The organism is Gordonia sp. VNK21 (assembly GCF_046098115.1).
GTDB lineage: Bacteria > Actinomycetota > Actinomycetes > Mycobacteriales > Mycobacteriaceae > Gordonia.
Map to the genome: position 1 here is coordinate 127332 of NZ_JBJURU010000001.1, position 16331 is coordinate 143662.

Consider the following 16331-nt stretch of genomic DNA (forward strand, 5'->3'; position numbering starts at 1 on the left):
GAGCTCCTTAGCCATGGGGTTCCGGGCCGGTCTTCATCTCCGGCCCACTACCGTCTAAGCCTAATCGGCCGGAGGCCCCACGTGTAGAGAAGGTCCTGATGCACATCGGCGCGTCCAGGTGGGATTGCTCACCCTGCCCGGGCCGGTCAGGCGTCGTCGAGCAGTTCCGGGGTCACCGCGGACTCGGTGTCCGGGATGCCTTCGGTGCGGGCCTTCTTGTCGGCCATCGACAGCAGCCGCCGGATGCGGCCGGCGACCGCGTCCTTGGTCATCGGCGGGTCGGCGAGCTGACCGAGCTCTTCGAGGGAGGCCTGGCGGTGCTCCACCCGCAGCCGTCCGGCGGCCACCAGATGATCGGGCACCTCGTCGCCGAGGATCTCCAGCGCGCGTTCGACGCGGGCGGCGGCGGCGACGGCGGCGCGTGCCGAGCGGCGCAGATTGGCGTCGTCGAAGTTCGCGAGCCGGTTGGCGGTGGCCCGCACCTCACGCCGCATCCGGCGTTCCTCCCACACCAGGCGGGTGTCGTGCGCCCCCATCCGGGTGAGCAGGGCGCCGATGGCCTCGCCGTCGCGCACCACCACCCGGTCGCTGCCGCGCACCTCGCGGGCCTTGGCCACCACGCCGAGCCTGCGCGCCGCGCCGACCAGCGCCAGTGCCGCCTCCGGTCCCGGACAGCTGACGTCGAGCGAGGAGGACCGGCCCGGTTCGGTGAGCGAGCCGTGCGCCAGGAAGGCGCCGCGCCAGGCCGCTTCCGCGTCGCCGATGCTGCCGCCGACCACCTGTGCGGGCAGTCCGCGGACGGGCCGGCCGCGCGGGTCGAGCAGTCCGGTCTGACGCGCCAGGGCCTCGCCGTCCTTGGTCACCCGCACGATGTAGCGGGCGGATTTGCGGATACCGCCCGATCGCAGGACGTGGACCTCGGAGGTGTAGCCGAACAGGTCGTGGATCTCCTGCCGCAGACGCCGCGCCACGTTGCCCAGGTCCACCTCGGCTTCCACGACGACGCGGCCGGCCACGATGTGCAGCCCGCCGGCAAAGCGCAGCAGCGCCGAGACCTCCGCCTTACGCGAACTCATCTGCGGCACCGTGAGACGTGAGAGCTCGTCCTTCACTGCTCCGGTCATCGCCACGAAAAATGCCCCTCCTCCGACTTGGTCGTTGCCGACCCCCGACCATTCACCCTAGCCGGGCCTAGCCCTCGAGCAGCAGTCGGTCGACGACGGCGGCCATCCGCTCCGGGTCGTGGACCGCGGTTCCGGGCACCGCGAGATCGGCGATGACCAGGCGTGCACCGATGGTATGCGCCGCACGTTCGAGGTGCTCCCGTTCCCGGCCCGCCGGTACCGAACCCTCGTCGACGACCACGTCGTCGACCCGCAGGGTGTCGGCGTGCGCATGCAGGACATGCAGGTGCCGTTCGACGGAGAATCCGGTGGTCTCCCCCGGTTCGGCGGCCAGGTTGACGAACAGGATCTTCCGGCCGCCGGTCCGGCGCAGCGCGGCGAGCTGATCGGGCACCAGCACGTGCGGAATGACGCTGGAGAACCACGAGCCCGGACCGATCGTCACCACGTCGGCCGTGTGAATGACGTCGACGGCGGCCGGGCAGGCCGGCGGGGCCGCCGGATCGAGCCGGACGCGGCGTACCACACCGGGGGTGGTGGCGACGGCGACCTGCCCGCGGATCACCCGGCTCATCCGCGGATCCTCCTCCAGCCCGGTGACATCGGCTTCGATGACCAGTGCGGCGGTGGACATCGGCAGCACCGCCCCCTCGACGCCGAACAGCTCGATCAGCGCCTCGAGCGCCTCGACCATGTCTCCGGTCACCTCGTCGACGCCGCTGAGCAGCAGATTGCCCACCGGATGGCCGGCCAGCGCGCCGCTGCCGCCGAACCGGTGCTGCAGCACGCGTGCCCACAGCCGCCGCCGGCGGGCTGCGGCCGGGTCACGCTGGTCGAGCTCCTCGAGGGCGGCCGGCGCTGCGGTCAGCGCGGCCAGCGCCATCCGCAGATCGCCCGGCGGGATCAGGCCGAGTTCGTTGCGCAGCCGGCCCGACGAGCCGCCGTCGTCGGCGACGGTCACCACGGCGGTCACGTCGCTGGAGAGCCGGCGCATGGCGGTGAGCGTGTTGAACAGCCCGTGCCCGCCGCCGAGGGAGGCGATGCGCAGCGGGCGGGCACCCCCGGCCCGGTCCGCGCCGCTCATTCGCGCCCCAGATCCCGGTGGCTCACTTCCACCTCGTAGCGGGCGGCACCGTCCTCGCCGGTCTCGGCCGCGAGCCGGCGCGCCAGCTCCTCGCTCATCGCCACACTGCGGTGCTTTCCACCGGTGCAGCCGATGCCGATCGTCATGTACCCCTTGCCCTCGCGCTGATAGCCGCGGGCGACGATGTCGACCAGCCCCACGTACCGACCGACGAAGTCCTCGGCGTCGGGCTGACCCAGGACGTAGTCGCGCACCGGGGCGTCGCGGCCGGTGGACTCGCGCAGCTCGGGCACCCAGTACGGGTTGGGCAGGAAACGCACGTCGGCCACCAGGTCGCAGTCCACCGGCAGCCCGTATTTGAAGCCGAAGGACTGGACGGTGATCGAGATCCGGTCGCCGGCCGACGCCGGGAAGGCCTTCTCGACGATCGATCGCAGCCGGGTGGAGCTGAGGTTGGAGGTGTCGATCCGCACGTCGGCGTCGGCCTGCGCCCGGGCCAGCATGGCGCGTTCGTCGGCGATGCCGTCCGAGAGGGTGCGCGAGCCCTGCAGCGGGTGCCGCCGGCGGACCTGTTCGAAGCGCCGCACCAGCACCTCGTCGGAGGCGTCGACGAAGACCGTGGCCACGTGGGCGCCGTCGGCGGCGAGCTCGTCGCGCAGGGTGGCCAGCTCCTCCCCGAACGCCGGACCGGTGGCGCGCACCACCATGGCCACTTTGGGCACCCGTCCGTCCGCGTGACCGTCGGCATCGTCGCCGATACGGTCGATGACCTGCCGGATCACCGAGACCGGCACGTTGTCGGCCACATACCAGCCCTCGTCCTCGAGCACCTTGGCCACCGAGGTGCGGCCCGCCCCGGAGAGTCCGGTGACGAACAGGACCGTGGTCGCCGTGTCGTTCTCGCTCACCGCGAGGTCCTTCCTGTCAGTTCATCCGTGTGCGGGTGCAATGCGTCATACACGCTACGGGCGGTCGCCGGTCCGATACCGGCCACTTCGCCGATCTCCTCGACCGTCGCCGTGCTCAGCCGCGCCACCGAGCCGAAATGCGTCACCAGTGCGGTGCGCCGGGTGGCACCGAGGCCGGCGATCCCGTCGAGTGCCGAGGCGGTCATCCGCTTGCTGCGTTTGGACCGGTGGAAGGTGATCGCGAAACGGTGTGCCTCGTCGCGCACCCGCTGCAGCAGGAACAGGGCCTCGGAGTTGCGGGGCAGGATCGCCGGGTCGTCGTCGCCGGGGATCCACACCTCTTCGAGCCGTTTGGCCAGGCCGATCACCGTCACATCGGTCACCCCCAGCTCGTCGAGCACCGAGGCCGCCGCATGCACCTGCGGTGCACCGCCGTCGACCACGTACAGGTTGGGCGGGTAGGCGAAGCGCCGGGGCCGCCCGGTCTTCGGGTCGATCGCCGCCTCCGGAGCCGCATCGCCGCCGTTGTCCTCGTCGGGGGCGGTGCCCGCACCTGCCGGGCTCCCGGCGTCCTGATCGGCCCGGTGGCGGGCGAACCGGCGCCGGGTGACCTCGGCGATGGAGGCGACGTCGTCGGAGCGGCCGTCGCCGGCCGCCTCCCGGATCGAATAGTGCCGGTAGTCGGATTTGCGGGGCAGCCCGTCCTCGAAGACCACCAGCGAGGCGACCACGTCGGTGCCCTGCACGTGCGAGATGTCGACGCATTCGATCCGCAGCGGCGCCTCGTCCATGCCGAGCGCCTCCTGCAGTTCGGTCAGTGCCGCCGACCGGGTGGTCAGATCACCGGCCCGCTTGAGCTTGTGCCGGGTGAGCGCCTCGCCCGCATTGCGTTCGACGGTGCCGGCCAGCGCCGCCTTGTCGCCGCGCTGCGGGACGCGCAGCGACACGCGGCTCCCCCGGCGCTGGGAGAGCCAGGCGGTGAGATCGTCGACGTCCTCGGGCAGGGCCGGCACGAGCACCTCGCGCGGCACCCCGGAGCTGGCCCCGGGTGCGCCGCCTTCGTACTCGTCGCCGTAGAACTGCAGCAGGAAGGCGCCCACCTGCTGGGCCGGGGTCGCGTTCTCCTGCACCTCCACCACCCAGCCCCGCTCGCCGCGGACGCGGCCGTCGCGCACATGGAAGACGGCCACCGAGGTCTCCAGCTCGTCGCCGACCATGCCGATCACATCGGCGTCGGTGCCGTCGCCGAGCACCACCGCCTGCTTCTCCATGGCGCGCTGCAGCGCGGCGATGTCGTCACGCAGCCGTGCCGCCCGCTCGAAGTCCAATTCCTCTGCGGCGGCGGTCATCTCGCGCTCGAGTTTGCGGATCAGCGAATCAGTGCGGCCGGCCAGGAAGTCGCAGAAGTCCTCGGCGATGGCGCGGTGCTCGTCGGCGCTGACCCGGTCGACGCAGGGTGCGGCGCATTTGTCGATGTAGTCGAGCAGGCACGGCCGTCCCATCTGCGCATTGCGCCGGAAGACGCCGTTGGAGCAGGTGCGCACCGGGAAGACGCGGGTGAGCAGATCCACGGTCTCGCGGATCGCCCAGGCGTGCGAGTACGGACCGAAGTAGCGCACCCCCGGCCGGCGCGGTCCGCGGTAGACGAAGACCCGCGGGTACTCCTCGTTCATGGTCACCGCGAGCATCGGATAGGTCTTGTCGTCGCGGTAGCGGACGTTGAAGCGCGGATCGAACTCTTTGATCCAGTTGTATTCGAGCTGCAGCGCCTCGACCTCGGTGCCCACCACCGTCCACTCCACCGAGGCGGCGGTGGTCACCATCTGCCGGGTGCGCGGGTGCAGCGTCGACAGGTCGGCGAAATAGGACGTCAGACGCGACCGCAGCGACTTGGCCTTGCCGACGTAGATGACCCGCCCGTGCGCATCGCGGAACTTGTAGACGCCGGGGTCGGTTGGGATGGTGCCCGGCGCCGGGCGGTAGGTCGTCGGATCGGCCACAGACCCCAGGTTAGTCCGAGGGGACGACAAAGGCGGCCCGGCCCCGGTCCGCGGGCCGCGGGATCAGTGCGGGCCGCCGCCGGATCCGTCCGGATCGGTGTACCGGGCGCGCAGTTCGCGGAAGTGCCGCATGGCCTGCACCGCGGCGTCGCCGTCGCGGGCCTGCACGGCCATCACGGGGATGTGTTCGTCGTGCGGAAACAGCAGCCGGGCCCACTGGGCGCCGTCGGGATAGCTCATGCCGACCACCTGGTCCCAGCCGTACACCCGCTCGGAGACCAGATTGCGCACGCCCACGCCGTCCGGTCCCACCCGCAGCCGGGCCCGGGTCACCAGCAGCACGGCCCCGGCGATCACCAGCCCGATGCAGATCAGTGCCAGTTTGTCACCCCAGCCGATGTTGACGCCGGTGTACGAGATCGACAGCAGCAGGCCGAAGGTGACGTGGATGGCGATCACCACCAGCGCCACCCAGACGGCGATGATGCTGAAGGCGCGCGGCCGGTAGACGTAGTCCCAGCCGTCCGAGGACGCATCGAGTCGCTCGTACAGCCGCTCGAGGACGGTCATCGGCCGGCGAGGTCGGCGAGCACCAGCGCGGAGGCGAGCGCCGCGGTCATCGCCTGCGCACCCTTGTCCTCCGCGGAGTCGGGCAGCCCGGCCCGGTTGAGGGCCTGTGCCTCGTTGAGGGTGGTCAGTACACCGTTGCCGACCGGGGTGGACTCGTCGAGCGAGACCCGGGTCAGTCCTGCGGTCACCGCGTCGCAGACGTACTCGAAGTGCGGGGTCTCCCCCTTGATCACCACGCCGAGCGCGATCACCGCGTCGTGGCTGCGGGCCAGTGCCTGCACGATCACCGGCAGCTCGATAGCGCCGGCCACCCGAACGATGGTCGGATCTGTCACCCCGGCCCGGGCGGCGGCCGACACGGCCCCGTCCAGGAGCGCCGTGCAGATTCTCTCGTGCCACTGCGAGGCGACGATCGCCACTTTCAGTCCGCCGGCCGCGGCCAGCTCCAGCGTCGGTTCTCCGTGTTTGCTCATGCACCCTCTCCCGAGTCGTTCAGTACGCCCATCGCATCGGCTTCGGCCGGATCGTCCACGTCCAGGCCCACCAGGTCGTGCCCCATCCGGTCGCGTTTGGTGCGCAGATACCGGAGGTTCTCCTTGTTGGCGCGCACCGGCATCGGGACGCGGTCGACGATGTGCAGGCCGTAGCCGTCGAGGCCGACCCGCTTGGCCGGGTTGTTGGTGAGCAGCCGCATCGACCGGATGCCCAGGTCCACCAGGATCTGCGCTCCGAGACCGTAGTCGCGGGCATCGGCGGGCAGTCCCAGTTCCAGGTTGGCATCGACGGTGTCGGCGCCGGCGTCCTGGAGCTGATAGGCCTGCAGCTTGTGCAGCAACCCGATGCCGCGGCCCTCGTGGCCGCGCATGTAGAGCACCACGCCGCGGCCCTCGGCGGCCACCATCTCCATGGCTGCGTGCAACTGCGGCCCGCAGTCGCAGCGCAGCGAGCCGAAGACGTCGCCGGTCAGGCACTCGGAGTGGACGCGTACCAGCACGTCGTCGCCTTTGCCGTCCGGGCCGGGGATGTCGCCCATCACCAGCGCGACGTGCTCGACGTCGTCGTACGGGCTCGAATAGCCCACCGCGCGGAAGTCGCCGAAGGCGGTGGGAATGCGCGCCTCGGCGACGCGGACCACGTGCTTCTCGTGGTGGCGGCGCCAGGCGATCAGGTCGGCGATCGAGATCAGCGCGAGGCCGTGCTCGTCGGCGAAGACCCGCAGCTCGTCGGTCTGGGCCATGTGGCCCTCGTCCTTCTGGCTGACGATCTCGCAGATGACGCCGGCCGGCCGCAGCCCGGCCAGCTTGGCCAGGTCGACGGCGGCTTCGGTGTGCCCGGGACGGCGCAGCACGCCGCCCTCCTTGGCGCGCAGCGGCACCACGTGCCCGGGCCGGGTGAAGTCGTGCGGGGCCGCATCGGGATCGGCGAGCTTGAGGACGGTGGTCGCCCGGTCGGCGGCGCTGATCCCGGTGCCCACACCCTCCCGGGCGTCCACGGTGACCGTGTAGGCGGTGCCGTGCTTGTCCTGATTCTGCGCGAACATCGGCGGCAGCCCGAGCCGGTCGCAGTCCTCGCTCTCGAGCGGCACACAGACGTAGCCGGAGGTGTACCGGACCATGAAGGCGAGCAGTTCGGGGGTGGCCTTCTCGGCCGCGAAGATCAGATCGCCCTCGTTCTCGCGGTCCTCGTCGTCGACGACGACGACGGCTTTGCCGGCGGCGATGTCGGCGATCGCCCGCTCCACGCTGTCGAGCTTCACCGGCCCGGTGGTCTCTTCACTCATCGTCAGCTCACGCGCCTTCCTGCGTTGACGTGCCGTTCCCGGTTCCCGCGGCGGCCTCCCGGCCGTGGTCGGTGAGCCGTTCCAGGTACTTGGCTATCACATCGACTTCCAGATTCACCTCGGCGCCGACGCCGGCCGATCCGAGGTTCGTTTCGGACAGAGTGGTGGGGATCAGCGACACCTCCAGCCAGTCCCGATCCCCGTCGCGGCCGAGCGCCGAGACGGTCAACGAGATGCCGTCGACGGTGATCGAACCCTTCTCCACCACGTACCGGGCCAGCGCGCCGGGCAGCCCGATGCGCACCACGGTCCAGTTCTCGGTGGGGCTGACGGCGAGGATCTCGCCGACGCCGTCCACATGGCCCTGCACGATGTGCCCGCCGAAGCGGCCGTCAGCGGCCATCGCCCGTTCGAGGTTGACCGGTGACCCGGCCACCAGGCGTTGCAGGGAGCTGCGCCGGAGCGTCTCGGCCATCACGTCGACGGTGAATTCGTCGCCGTCGAGTTCGACGACGGTCAGACAGACACCGTTGACGGCGATCGAGTCGCCGAAGGATGCGTCGCTGGTGACCAGGGGGCCGCGGATCCGCAGCCGAGCAGCCTGATCGAAGTTCTCGCGCGCCACGAGGGTGCCGCGTTCCTCCACGATTCCGGTAAACACCCGTCTCTCCTCACACCGTGATGCTCGGGACGGATGCGGCCGCGGCCGGATGCCGCGTCGTCGTTCTCTCATATCCGGACTGTGACCGTCGGCTCCGGATTCGCACCGGAATCTGCTCGTCCCCGTCGTCGCGACCGAAGTCGGCGCCGACGGGCGCTCGCGGGCTCGTCTCCGGTCCCGGCCCGGCGGGCCGGGCGGATCATCACCGCCGGTGGGGAATTACACCCCGCCCCGAGAACGATTCGACGCTATCACGTGCCAGGATTGCGCGCCGCCGCCACCACCTGTGTCCTGCGGTGTTAGATGAACCCAGGGTGACGGAAAAGCCGTCACCGTGACACACCCTCCCGTCCCGCAGCGACGGCTATCCATGGAGTTAGACGATGTCGAAGAACCCCCCACCGTCCGCGCCGGCCCAGCGTTCTTTCGGCCGCGACGTCCTGAACTTCCTCACCCGGAACTGGCTGCCGCTGATCCTGGTGATCCTGGCCATCATCTTCATCGCGCAGAACACCAACAGGGCCAACTTCACCGTCTTCTGGGTGGACATCAGTTCGCCGGTGTGGCTGATGCTCACCATCACCGCGATCGTGGGTGTGCTGGTCGGCTGGTACGTGGGCCGCTACCGCGGCAAGGAGCGCGGCTAGCCGCGTTCGATCGCGAAGTCGATGAGGAGGTCGTCGCCGAGTTCGGTGACGGCCTCCCGTCGCATCCGGGTGGCCTGCGCCAGGGTGGTCACCGACGCATCGTCGACGGCTGCGGCGCCCCCGCCGAGCAGCACCGGCGCCTGATAGAGCTGGACGTGATCGACCAGACCGGCGGCCAGGAAGGCCCCGGCCACCGTCGGTCCGCCCTCGACGAGCACCCACAGTGCGTCCGGGAGGGCGGCGAGCACCGCGTGCGGGTCGTGCGAGCGCACGTCGATGAGCGGTCCGCCGGGACCGCGCAGCCGCGCCCCGGCCGGCACCTCCCGGTGGCCGAGCACCACCCGGGCGGGCTGGTGCGGGTGGTCGCCGCCGTCCGCGCGACGGGCGGTGAGCGCCGGGTCGTCGGCCAGCGCGGTGCCGGTGCCGACCACGATCGCGTCGATCCGTGCCCGCTGCGCGTGCGCGTGCTCGCGGGCCGCCGGACCGGTGATCCAGCGGCTGGTGCCGTCCGGTGCGGCGATCCGCCCGTCGGCGGCGGCCGCGAGTTTGAGGGTGATCAGCGGCCGGCCGTGCTGCTGCCGGAAGAGCCAGGGGCGCAACGGTCCGCGGCTCACCTCGTCGGCGAGGACACCTCCGGTCACCGCGACGCCGGCGGCGCGCAGGGTCTCGGCTCCCCCGGCCGCCTGCGGATTGGGGTCGGCGATCGCATAGTGCACGGCCGCGATGCCGGCGTCGATCAGTGCGCGGCTGCAGGGGCCGGTGCGGCCGGTGTGGTTGCACGGTTCGAGGGTGACCACGGCCGTGCCGCCGGCCGCCGCCGGTCCGGCCTGGGCCAGTGCCACGATCTCGGCGTGCGGTCCGCCCGGTTCGCGCGTGTGCCCGGCACCGGCGATGCGGCCCTCAGCGTCGAGGACGACCGCCCCGACCGGCGGGTTGGGGCTGCTGAGGCCCTGGGCGCCCGCCGATTCGGCCAGCGCCGTCGCCATGGCGGCGGCGACGGCCGGGGCGGGCTGCGGCGTCACCGGTGTCAGCGGTCCTGGCCGGCCGGCGCGCTCTGCGCGGCGGTGGCCAGCGCGCGCAGTTCGGCGACGCGGGCGGCGGGATCGTCGCCGGAGTAGACGGCCGAACCGGCGACGAAACAGTCCACCCCGGCTTCGGCGGCCTGCTCGATGGTCGAGGCGCTGATGCCCCCGTCGATCTCGACGAGCAGCCGCAGATCCCCGCGGTCGACGATCTTCCGGATGGTGCGGACCTTGTCGAGGACCTCGGGCATGAAGCTCTGTCCGCCGAAGCCGGGTTCGACGCTCATCACCAGCAGGGTGTCGAAGCCGGTGAGCACCTCCAGGTAGGGCTCGAGCGCGGTGCCCGGCTTGATGGCCAGCCCGGCGCGCCCGCCGGCTGCGCGGATGTCCTTGGCGACGGCGATCGGATCGTCGGTGGCCTCGGCGTGGAAGGTGACGTTGTGCGCCCCGGCCTCCGCGTACGGCGGTGCCCAGCGGGCCGGATCCTCGATCATCAGGTGGCAGTCCAGCGGGATCGTGGTGGCCTTGAGCAGCGAATGCACCACCGGCAGTCCGAGGGTCAGGTTGGGGACGAAGTGGTTGTCCATCACGTCCACGTGCACCCAGTCGACGCCCGGATCGACGCTCGACGGGCCGACCGCGGCGATCTCGGAAGCGAGGTTCGCGAAGTCGGCGGACAGGATCGACGGAGCGATCATCGGTGCGGGACGGGCGTGTTCACACATGCGCGACAGTCTACTGAACAGCGCTTGCCCGCCGCCGCCGACCGGGACTCGCCGCACTGACCACCGCTCGCGGCGCGAGCGTCCCGTGATGCGTCGTTCAGCGTTCCCGGCGCAGCACGGCCAGGAACATCGCGTCGGTGTCCTGCCGGTGGGGCCACAGCTGCACCTGCGGTCCGTCGCCGAAGCCGGCGGGATCGACCATGTCGCCTGCCACCAGCGGCCGCGCATCGAGCTGGGTCACTCCGGGCCGGTCGGCCAGCACCGCGCCGACCACACCGGTGGTCTCGGCCGGATGCGGTGAACAGGTCGAATAGACCACCACTCCGCCGGGGCGTACCAGATCCAGTGCGGCACCGAGCAATTCGCGCTGCAGTTCCACCAGGCCGGGGATCTCGCCGGGGGTCCGGCGCCAGCGCGCTTCCGGACGCCGGCGCAGCGAGCCCAGACCCGAGCAAGGTGCGTCCACGAGTACCCGGTCGTAGCCGGGCTTCAGCCCGCTGTCCCGGCCGTCGGCCACGTGCACGGTCACCGGCAGTCCGTCGACGACCTTCTCGATCAGCTCGGCCCGATGCGCCGACACCTCGACGGCGTCCAGGTGTGCCCCGGACAGGTCGGCGAGCGAGCCGAGCAGCGCCGCCTTACCACCCGGACCGGCGCACAGGTCCAGCCACCGGCCGGTGGACTCGCCCTCCAGCGGGGCGCGTTCGAGAGCCAGGGCGACGAGCTGGCTGCCCTCGTCCTGGACACCCGCGAAGCCCTCCCGCACGGCATCGAGCCGGCCCGGGTCGCCGCCGTCGGGCAGGTAGACGCAGTACGGCGAGTACCGGCCCTGTTCTCCCCCGCTGATCAGCGCGAGTTCCTCGGCGGTGATCTGACCGGGGCGCGCCACCAGGTGCACGATGGGCCGCTCGTCGTCGGCCGCGAGCGCGGCCTGCAGTTCGCCCACGCGACCGCCCAGGGCGTCGACGAAGACCTCGGCGATCCACCGGGGGTGGGCATAGGCGAAGGCGAGGTGACCGACCATGTCGTCGGCCATCGACGGGGCGAGCGCGTCCACCCAATGCCGTTCGTCACGCTGAGAGACCTTGCGCAGCACCGCGTTGACGAAACCGGACGGCCCCATGCCCGCCTCGCTGCGCACCAGGTCCACCGAGGTGGACACGGCCGCATGCGGGGCGATCCGGGTGCGCAGGAGCTGGTACACGCCCAGGCGCAGCACGTCGAGCAGCGGACCGTCGATCTGGTCGACGGGCCGGCCCGCGGACTGCGCGATCACCGCATCGAGCAGGCCCTGACTGCGCGCGGCTCCGTAGGTCAGTTCGGTGGCCAGGGCGGCGTCGCGCCCGGTGAGCCCGCGTTCGCGGAGCAGGGTGGGCAACAGCAGATTCGCGTAGGCGTCACGCTCCCGGACGGCCCGGAGCACATCGCGGGCGGTCTCCCGTACCGGATCGACGGACTTGTCCCGGAGCTTCTTGTCCCGGGAGACCTGCTCGCCGCGGCCGCCGGTCATGCGAAGACCTCCGAACCGTCCAGGCGCGCGCCGCGGGCCCAGTCCGCCGCCGGCAGCGCCTTCTTCCCGGGCGGCTGCACCGTGCCGAGACGCACCGGCCGTGCGCCGGTGCCCACGAAGACCGCCTTCTTGCCTGCCGCGAGCTGTCCGGGTGCCAGGCCGTCGGGGGCGTCGTCGCCATCGGCCACGGTCACCGGGCCCAGTTTGATGCGGTCGCGGCCGAGCAGGGTCCACGCACCGGGCGCCGGGGTGTGCGCGCGGATGGTGCGGTCGACGATGTGCGCAGGCAGATTCCAGCGCACCTGGGCGTCGGCCGAGGTGATCTTGGGGGCGTGCGAGATGCCGGACGGATCCTGCGTCACCGCGGCCAGCTCACCGACGGCCAGCCCGTCGAGCACGGACGTCACCAGTCCCGCGCCGGAAGCGGCGAGCCGTTCGAGCAGGTCGCCGGCGGTGTCGGTGGACCGGATCGGGGCGGTGAGCGAGCCGAAGACCGGTCCGGTGTCCAGACCCTCCTCCAGGGCGAAGACGCTGGCCCCGGTCACATCGTCGCCGGCTGCGATGGCGGCCTGCACCGGGGCGGCGCCGCGCCACGCCGGAAGCACGGAGAAGTGCAGATTGATCCAGCCGTAGGGCAGGGCGGTGAGCACCGACGGCGGCACCAGCCCGCCGTAGGCCACCACCACGCCGATCTCCGGCTGCCACCGGCTCAGGGCCTCGGTCACCTCCGGATCGCCCATCCGGGCCGGGGTGAGCACCTCGAGGCCGTGTTCGTCGGCGAGCGTGCCCACCTCGGAGCGGACGGTGCGGCGGCCGCGGCCGGCGGTGGTGTCGGGCCGGGTGATCACCCCGACCACCTGGTGATGCTCGGAGGCGAGCAATTCGGCAAGGGTCGGCACGGCCGCCTGCGGGGTACCCGCGAACACCACTCTCATGTCAACCGATGGTAGGCGGATCCACCTGGACCCGGATACCCGCCGTGTCTTCATGACGGGCGTGGCGCAGGACCTGCGCGGCCCGCAGCGCATCGGCGAGCTCGCGGCCCCGGGCCCGCTCGGTGCGCACCAGTACCCGCTCGACGTCGGCGGCCTCGTCCACCCCGGCCGGGCGGCGCACCCCCGACGGCAACGGCACCGGGCCGAGCAGCTGGGCGCGGTCGGGCAGCCGCAGCAGGTCCAGGAAGGCCGCGACCGCCGCCGGCGCCCCGTCGATCGAGGCCATGGTGACCGCCGGCGGAAAGCCGAGTACGGCCCGGGATTCCAGCTCGCCGGCCGCGAAACCGACCGGGTCCCAACGGATCAGGGCCTGCACCGCGGGATGGGCGGCTTCGGCGACGATCACCACCGCCCCGCCGTCGCCGTGCGGACGCACCAGTGCCGCGACACTCATCCAGGCCCGCACCGACTCCTCAGCGGCCCGCAGATCCTCGCGGTCGAGCTGCGCCCAGGTGTCGAGCAGCACGGCGGCGCCGTAGCCGCCGGGGGCGCTCGGTGCGGCGCCCGGCGTGGCGACCACCACCCGCGGCCCCTCCGGCAGGTCGTCGACGATCTTGTCGCCGCCGGAGGTGACCACCGGAACCCCGGGAAAGGCACGGCCGAGCTCCTCGGCGGTGCGCTTGTCGCCCACCATCAGCGCCCGGACGGCCGTGCCGCCGCACGCCGGGCAGACGAAGCGCTGTTCGGGGCGGCCGCACCAGCGGCACGACAGGTCGCCGCGGTCGCTCATCTGCAACGGTCCCCGGCAGGCGCGGCAGCGGGCGTGAGCGCGGCACCGGGCGCATGCCACCGACGGCAGGTAGCCGCGTCTCGGGACGCTGAACAGGACGGGGGCGTCGGCCGCCAGGGCCCGGCGGGCGGCATCGAAGGCGATCGCCGGAATGCGGGCGGCGCGGGCCAGCGGATCCCCGGCGATCCGGCGGTCGTCGTCGGAGATGCCGGTGATGCGCGGCATGACGGCGCGGACGGTCTCACGTGCGGCCAGCAGATCGTGCGCCCACCCCGACTCGACCAGGGCCTGGGCCTCGGCGGTCCGGGAGAAGCCGCCGACGAGCAGCGCCGATCGGGTCTGGTGCGCACGCAGTACCGCCACCTCCCGCGGATGCGGGTACGGGGTGCGCGGCTCGACGAGGCTCTGGTCGCCGTCGTCGAAGACCACCGTCAGTGCCAGTTCACGCACCGGTGCGAAAACCGTGCTGCGGGTGCCGATCACCACCCGGGCCTGGCCGCGCAGCACCGCCAGCCAGCGCCGGTAGCGGGCGGTGGGTCCGAGCCCGGCGGCCAGGGCCACACACCAGTCGCCGAGCAGCGGCGCGCAGGCGGCGGCCAGCCGGTCCAGATCGCGCTGATCGGGCACCACGATCACCACACCGCGTCCCGCGGCGGCGACGGCGGCTGCCAGCTCGGCGAGCCGGGCCGCCCAGTCCTCCCCCGGCAGCGCCTGCCAGCAGGCGCGCGGCGCCCGGCCGGCGAGCACCGCATCGCGGAATCCGGCGGCCGCGGGATAGCTCTGCCAGCCGGACCAGTCGGGCGGCTCCGGTGCGGTCTCCGGCGGGGGCGGCGGTTGCGCCTTCTCCACGCGGGCGTGCCGCGGCGGGACGGCCAGCCGCAGCACGTCGGGCATGGTTCCGGCGTAGCGCTGTGCCACCGACCGGGCCAGCTCCGCCAGTTCGGCGGTGAGCACCTGCTCCGGGGAGACCACCCGGTCGAGCCAGGCCAGCCTCCCGCCGTGCTCGCTGGTCTCGAGGCGTTCGAGGAGGTAGCCGTCCACCAGCCGACCGGAGAAGCGCACACGGACGCGGACGCCCGGCTGGGCGTCCGCGTCCTGTTTGGTGTCGACGAGGTAATCGAACGGCCGGTCCAGGTGCGCCAGCGACAGCATGGGCAGCACCCGGGCCACCGGCCGCGACCCGGCCGGCAGCCGCCGGTTCTTCGCCTCGGCGGACGTCGTCTTCTCCGGCACCGGAGCGGACGGTTCCGGTGCCGATCCGTCCTCGTCCGGCAGCGGTGCAGTCACATGCGCGCGGTCACAGACCGGCGGCGGCCCGCAGCTCGGCCACCCGGTTGGTCTGCTCCCACGGCAGGTCGACGTCGGTCCGGCCGAAGTGCCCGTAGGCGGCGGTCGGCGCGTAGATCGGCTGCAGCAGGTTCAGGTCGGCGACGATCGCGGCCGGCCGCAGGTCGAAGACCTCCGAGATGACCTTCTGGATGGTGCCGGTGTCGACCTTCTCGGTGCCGAAGGTCTCGACGAACAGGCCCACCGGGGCCGCCTTACCGATGGCGTAGGCCACCTGCACCTCGATGCGCTTGGCCAGCCCCGCCGCGACCGCGTTCTTGGCCACCCAGCGCATGGCGTACGCCGCGCTGCGGTCCACCTTGGACGGGTCCTTGCCGGAGAAGGCGCCGCCGCCGTGCCGGGCGAAGCCGCCGTAGGTGTCGACGATGATCTTGCGACCGGTCAGGCCGGCGTCGCCCATCGGCCCGCCGAGCACGAAGGAGCCGGTCGGGTTGACCAGCAGCCGCGGGTTGGAGGTGTCGAGCGGGGTCGGCAGCTCCAGTTCCTCGAAAACCGGTGCCAGGACGTGCTTTTCGATGTCCGGGGTGAGCATGCCCGCGATGTCGATGTCGGCGGCGTGCTGGGTGGAGACCACCACGGTGTCGAGCCGGACCGGCAGATCGTCGGCGTACTCGATGGTGACCTGGGTCTTGCCGTCTGGGCGCAGGTACGGCAGCACGCCGCTCTTGCGGACCTCGGTGAGCCGGCGGGCGAGCCGGTGCGCGAGTGCGATCGGCAGCGGCATCAGCTCGGGGGTCTCGTCGGTGGCGAAGCCGAACATCAGGCCCTGGTCACCGGCGCCCTGCAGGTCCTTCTCGTCGGCGTGGGTGCCGGTCTGCTTCTCGTGCGAGTCGGTCAGACCCTGCGCGATCTCCGGGGACTGCGCGCCGATGGCCACATTCACACCGCACGAGGCGCCGTCGAAGCCCTTGGTGGACGAGTCGTAACCGATCTCGAGGATCTTCTCGCGCACGATCGTCGGGATGTCTGCGTAGGCGGTGGTGTTCACCTCGCCGGCCACGTGCACCTGTCCGGTGGTGACCAGCGTCTCGACCGCCACTTTGGCGTGTGGGTCCTGACCGAGCAGTGCGTCCAGGATCGAGTCGCTGATCGCGTCGCAGATCTTGTCGGGGTGGCCCTCGGTCACGGACTCACTGGTGAACAGGCGTGAAGATGACGCAGTCATCGGTTCCTCTCGGATCTCGTGCAGCAGTGCGGTTTCGATGCTTCGGTGTCGACGCTCGATGGC

The 16331-nt window shown here is 72.0% G+C and carries 15 protein-coding genes and 1 riboswitch; of the genes, 1 reads left to right on the forward strand and 14 read right to left on the reverse strand.

All coding sequences use genetic code 11. From position 1 onward, the window contains the following. Positions 1–146: 146 nt before the first annotated feature. From whiA to ACJMNC_RS00700, 8 genes are all read right to left on the reverse strand, one after another. Positions 147–1130, reverse strand: coding sequence for a DNA-binding protein WhiA (gene whiA / locus ACJMNC_RS00665; RefSeq protein ID WP_408946034.1), 984 nt, complete (start codon positions 1128–1130; stop codon positions 147–149). 61 nt (positions 1131–1191) lie between these two features. Beyond that, the gene (yvcK, locus tag ACJMNC_RS00670; protein WP_408946035.1) at positions 1192–2208 is read right to left on the reverse strand and encodes a uridine diphosphate-N-acetylglucosamine-binding protein YvcK; all 1017 of its coding nucleotides are present in this window, start codon (positions 2206–2208) and stop codon (positions 1192–1194) included. Further along, positions 2205–3116 (reverse strand): RNase adapter RapZ, encoded by a 912-nt coding sequence (gene rapZ / locus ACJMNC_RS00675; RefSeq protein WP_408946036.1) that lies wholly within the window; start codon positions 3114–3116, stop codon positions 2205–2207. The genes yvcK and rapZ overlap by 4 nt, the downstream gene beginning before the upstream one ends. Beyond that, complete coding sequence (uvrC, locus tag ACJMNC_RS00680; protein WP_408946037.1) at positions 3113–5116, reverse strand: excinuclease ABC subunit UvrC; 2004 nt, start codon at positions 5114–5116, stop codon at positions 3113–3115. Before uvrC ends, rapZ begins: the two co-directional genes overlap by 4 nt. Before the next feature lie 63 nt (positions 5117–5179). Beyond that, on the reverse strand, positions 5180–5686 hold the full coding sequence (locus ACJMNC_RS00685; protein ID WP_408946038.1) for a PH domain-containing protein: 507 nt from the start codon (positions 5684–5686) through the stop codon (positions 5180–5182). Beyond that, positions 5683–6159, reverse strand: a complete 477-nt coding sequence (gene ribH / locus ACJMNC_RS00690; protein ID WP_408946039.1) for a 6,7-dimethyl-8-ribityllumazine synthase — start codon at positions 6157–6159, stop codon at positions 5683–5685. Before ribH ends, ACJMNC_RS00685 begins: the two co-directional genes overlap by 4 nt. After that, entirely contained in the window at positions 6156–7466 is a 1311-nt protein-coding gene (locus tag ACJMNC_RS00695) for a bifunctional 3,4-dihydroxy-2-butanone-4-phosphate synthase/GTP cyclohydrolase II (RefSeq protein WP_408946040.1), read from the reverse strand. Before ACJMNC_RS00695 ends, ribH begins: the two co-directional genes overlap by 4 nt. Positions 7467–7473: 7 nt before the next feature. Continuing rightward, on the reverse strand, positions 7474–8127 hold the full coding sequence (locus tag ACJMNC_RS00700; RefSeq protein WP_408946041.1) for a riboflavin synthase: 654 nt from the start codon (positions 8125–8127) through the stop codon (positions 7474–7476). A gap of 58 nt (positions 8128–8185) precedes the next feature. Then, positions 8186–8370, reverse strand: a riboswitch (FMN riboswitch). A gap of 140 nt (positions 8371–8510) precedes the next feature. Here ACJMNC_RS00700 and ACJMNC_RS00705 point away from each other — a divergent pair. Further along, positions 8511–8774 (forward strand): LapA family protein, encoded by a 264-nt coding sequence (locus ACJMNC_RS00705; RefSeq protein WP_408946042.1) that lies wholly within the window; start codon positions 8511–8513, stop codon positions 8772–8774. On the opposite strand, the gene ribD is transcribed toward ACJMNC_RS00705, so the two are convergent. From ribD to metK, 6 genes are all read right to left on the reverse strand, one after another. Continuing rightward, on the reverse strand, positions 8771–9760 hold the full coding sequence (ribD, locus tag ACJMNC_RS00710; protein ID WP_408946440.1) for a bifunctional diaminohydroxyphosphoribosylaminopyrimidine deaminase/5-amino-6-(5-phosphoribosylamino)uracil reductase RibD: 990 nt from the start codon (positions 9758–9760) through the stop codon (positions 8771–8773). The two genes, ACJMNC_RS00705 and ribD, sit on opposite strands and share 4 nt — an antisense overlap. 41 nt (positions 9761–9801) lie before the next feature. Next, entirely contained in the window at positions 9802–10521 is a 720-nt protein-coding gene (gene rpe, locus ACJMNC_RS00715; protein ID WP_408946043.1) for a ribulose-phosphate 3-epimerase, read from the reverse strand. Between the two features lie 97 nt (positions 10522–10618). After that, positions 10619–12031, reverse strand: a complete 1413-nt coding sequence (locus ACJMNC_RS00720) for an RsmB/NOP family class I SAM-dependent RNA methyltransferase (protein WP_408946044.1) — start codon at positions 12029–12031, stop codon at positions 10619–10621. Next, positions 12028–12966 carry a methionyl-tRNA formyltransferase gene (gene fmt, locus ACJMNC_RS00725; protein ID WP_408946045.1) on the reverse strand — a complete coding sequence of 313 codons (939 nt, stop codon included), beginning with the start codon at positions 12964–12966 and terminating at the stop codon, positions 12028–12030. The genes ACJMNC_RS00720 and fmt overlap by 4 nt, the downstream gene beginning before the upstream one ends. 1 nt (position 12967) lies before the next feature. After that, positions 12968–14908: a primosomal protein N' gene (locus ACJMNC_RS00730; RefSeq protein ID WP_408946441.1), complete on the reverse strand. Its 1941-nt coding sequence runs from the start codon at positions 14906–14908 to the stop codon at positions 12968–12970. A gap of 145 nt (positions 14909–15053) precedes the next feature. Continuing rightward, positions 15054–16268 (reverse strand): methionine adenosyltransferase, encoded by a 1215-nt coding sequence (gene metK / locus ACJMNC_RS00735; RefSeq protein ID WP_408946046.1) that lies wholly within the window; start codon positions 16266–16268, stop codon positions 15054–15056. Between the last annotated feature and the right edge of the window lie 63 nt (positions 16269–16331).

Excerpts from the sequence above, each read along its gene's own strand:
- yvcK (WP_408946035.1), bottom strand. The coding sequence starts at position 2,208 with ATGAGCGGCGCGGACCGGGCCGGGGGTGCCCGCCCGCTGCGCATCGCC.
- ACJMNC_RS00685 (WP_408946038.1), bottom strand. The coding sequence starts at position 5,686 with ATGACCGTCCTCGAGCGGCTGTACGAGCGACTCGATGCGTCCTCGGAC.
- ribH (WP_408946039.1), bottom strand. The coding sequence starts at position 6,159 with ATGAGCAAACACGGAGAACCGACGCTGGAGCTGGCCGCGGCCGGCGGA.
- ACJMNC_RS00695 (WP_408946040.1), bottom strand. The coding sequence starts at position 7,466 with ATGAGTGAAGAGACCACCGGGCCGGTGAAGCTCGACAGCGTGGAGCGG.
- ACJMNC_RS00705 (WP_408946042.1), top strand. The coding sequence starts at position 8,511 with ATGTCGAAGAACCCCCCACCGTCCGCGCCGGCCCAGCGTTCTTTCGGC.
- ribD (WP_408946440.1), bottom strand. The coding sequence starts at position 9,760 with ATGGCGACGGCGCTGGCCGAATCGGCGGGCGCCCAGGGCCTCAGCAGC.
- rpe (WP_408946043.1), bottom strand. The coding sequence starts at position 10,521 with ATGTGTGAACACGCCCGTCCCGCACCGATGATCGCTCCGTCGATCCTG.
- ACJMNC_RS00720 (WP_408946044.1), bottom strand. The coding sequence starts at position 12,031 with ATGACCGGCGGCCGCGGCGAGCAGGTCTCCCGGGACAAGAAGCTCCGG.
- fmt (WP_408946045.1), bottom strand. The coding sequence starts at position 12,966 with ATGAGAGTGGTGTTCGCGGGTACCCCGCAGGCGGCCGTGCCGACCCTT.
- ACJMNC_RS00730 (WP_408946441.1), bottom strand. The coding sequence starts at position 14,908 with ATGCTGTCGCTGGCGCACCTGGACCGGCCGTTCGATTACCTCGTCGAC.
- metK (WP_408946046.1), bottom strand. The coding sequence starts at position 16,268 with ATGACTGCGTCATCTTCACGCCTGTTCACCAGTGAGTCCGTGACCGAG.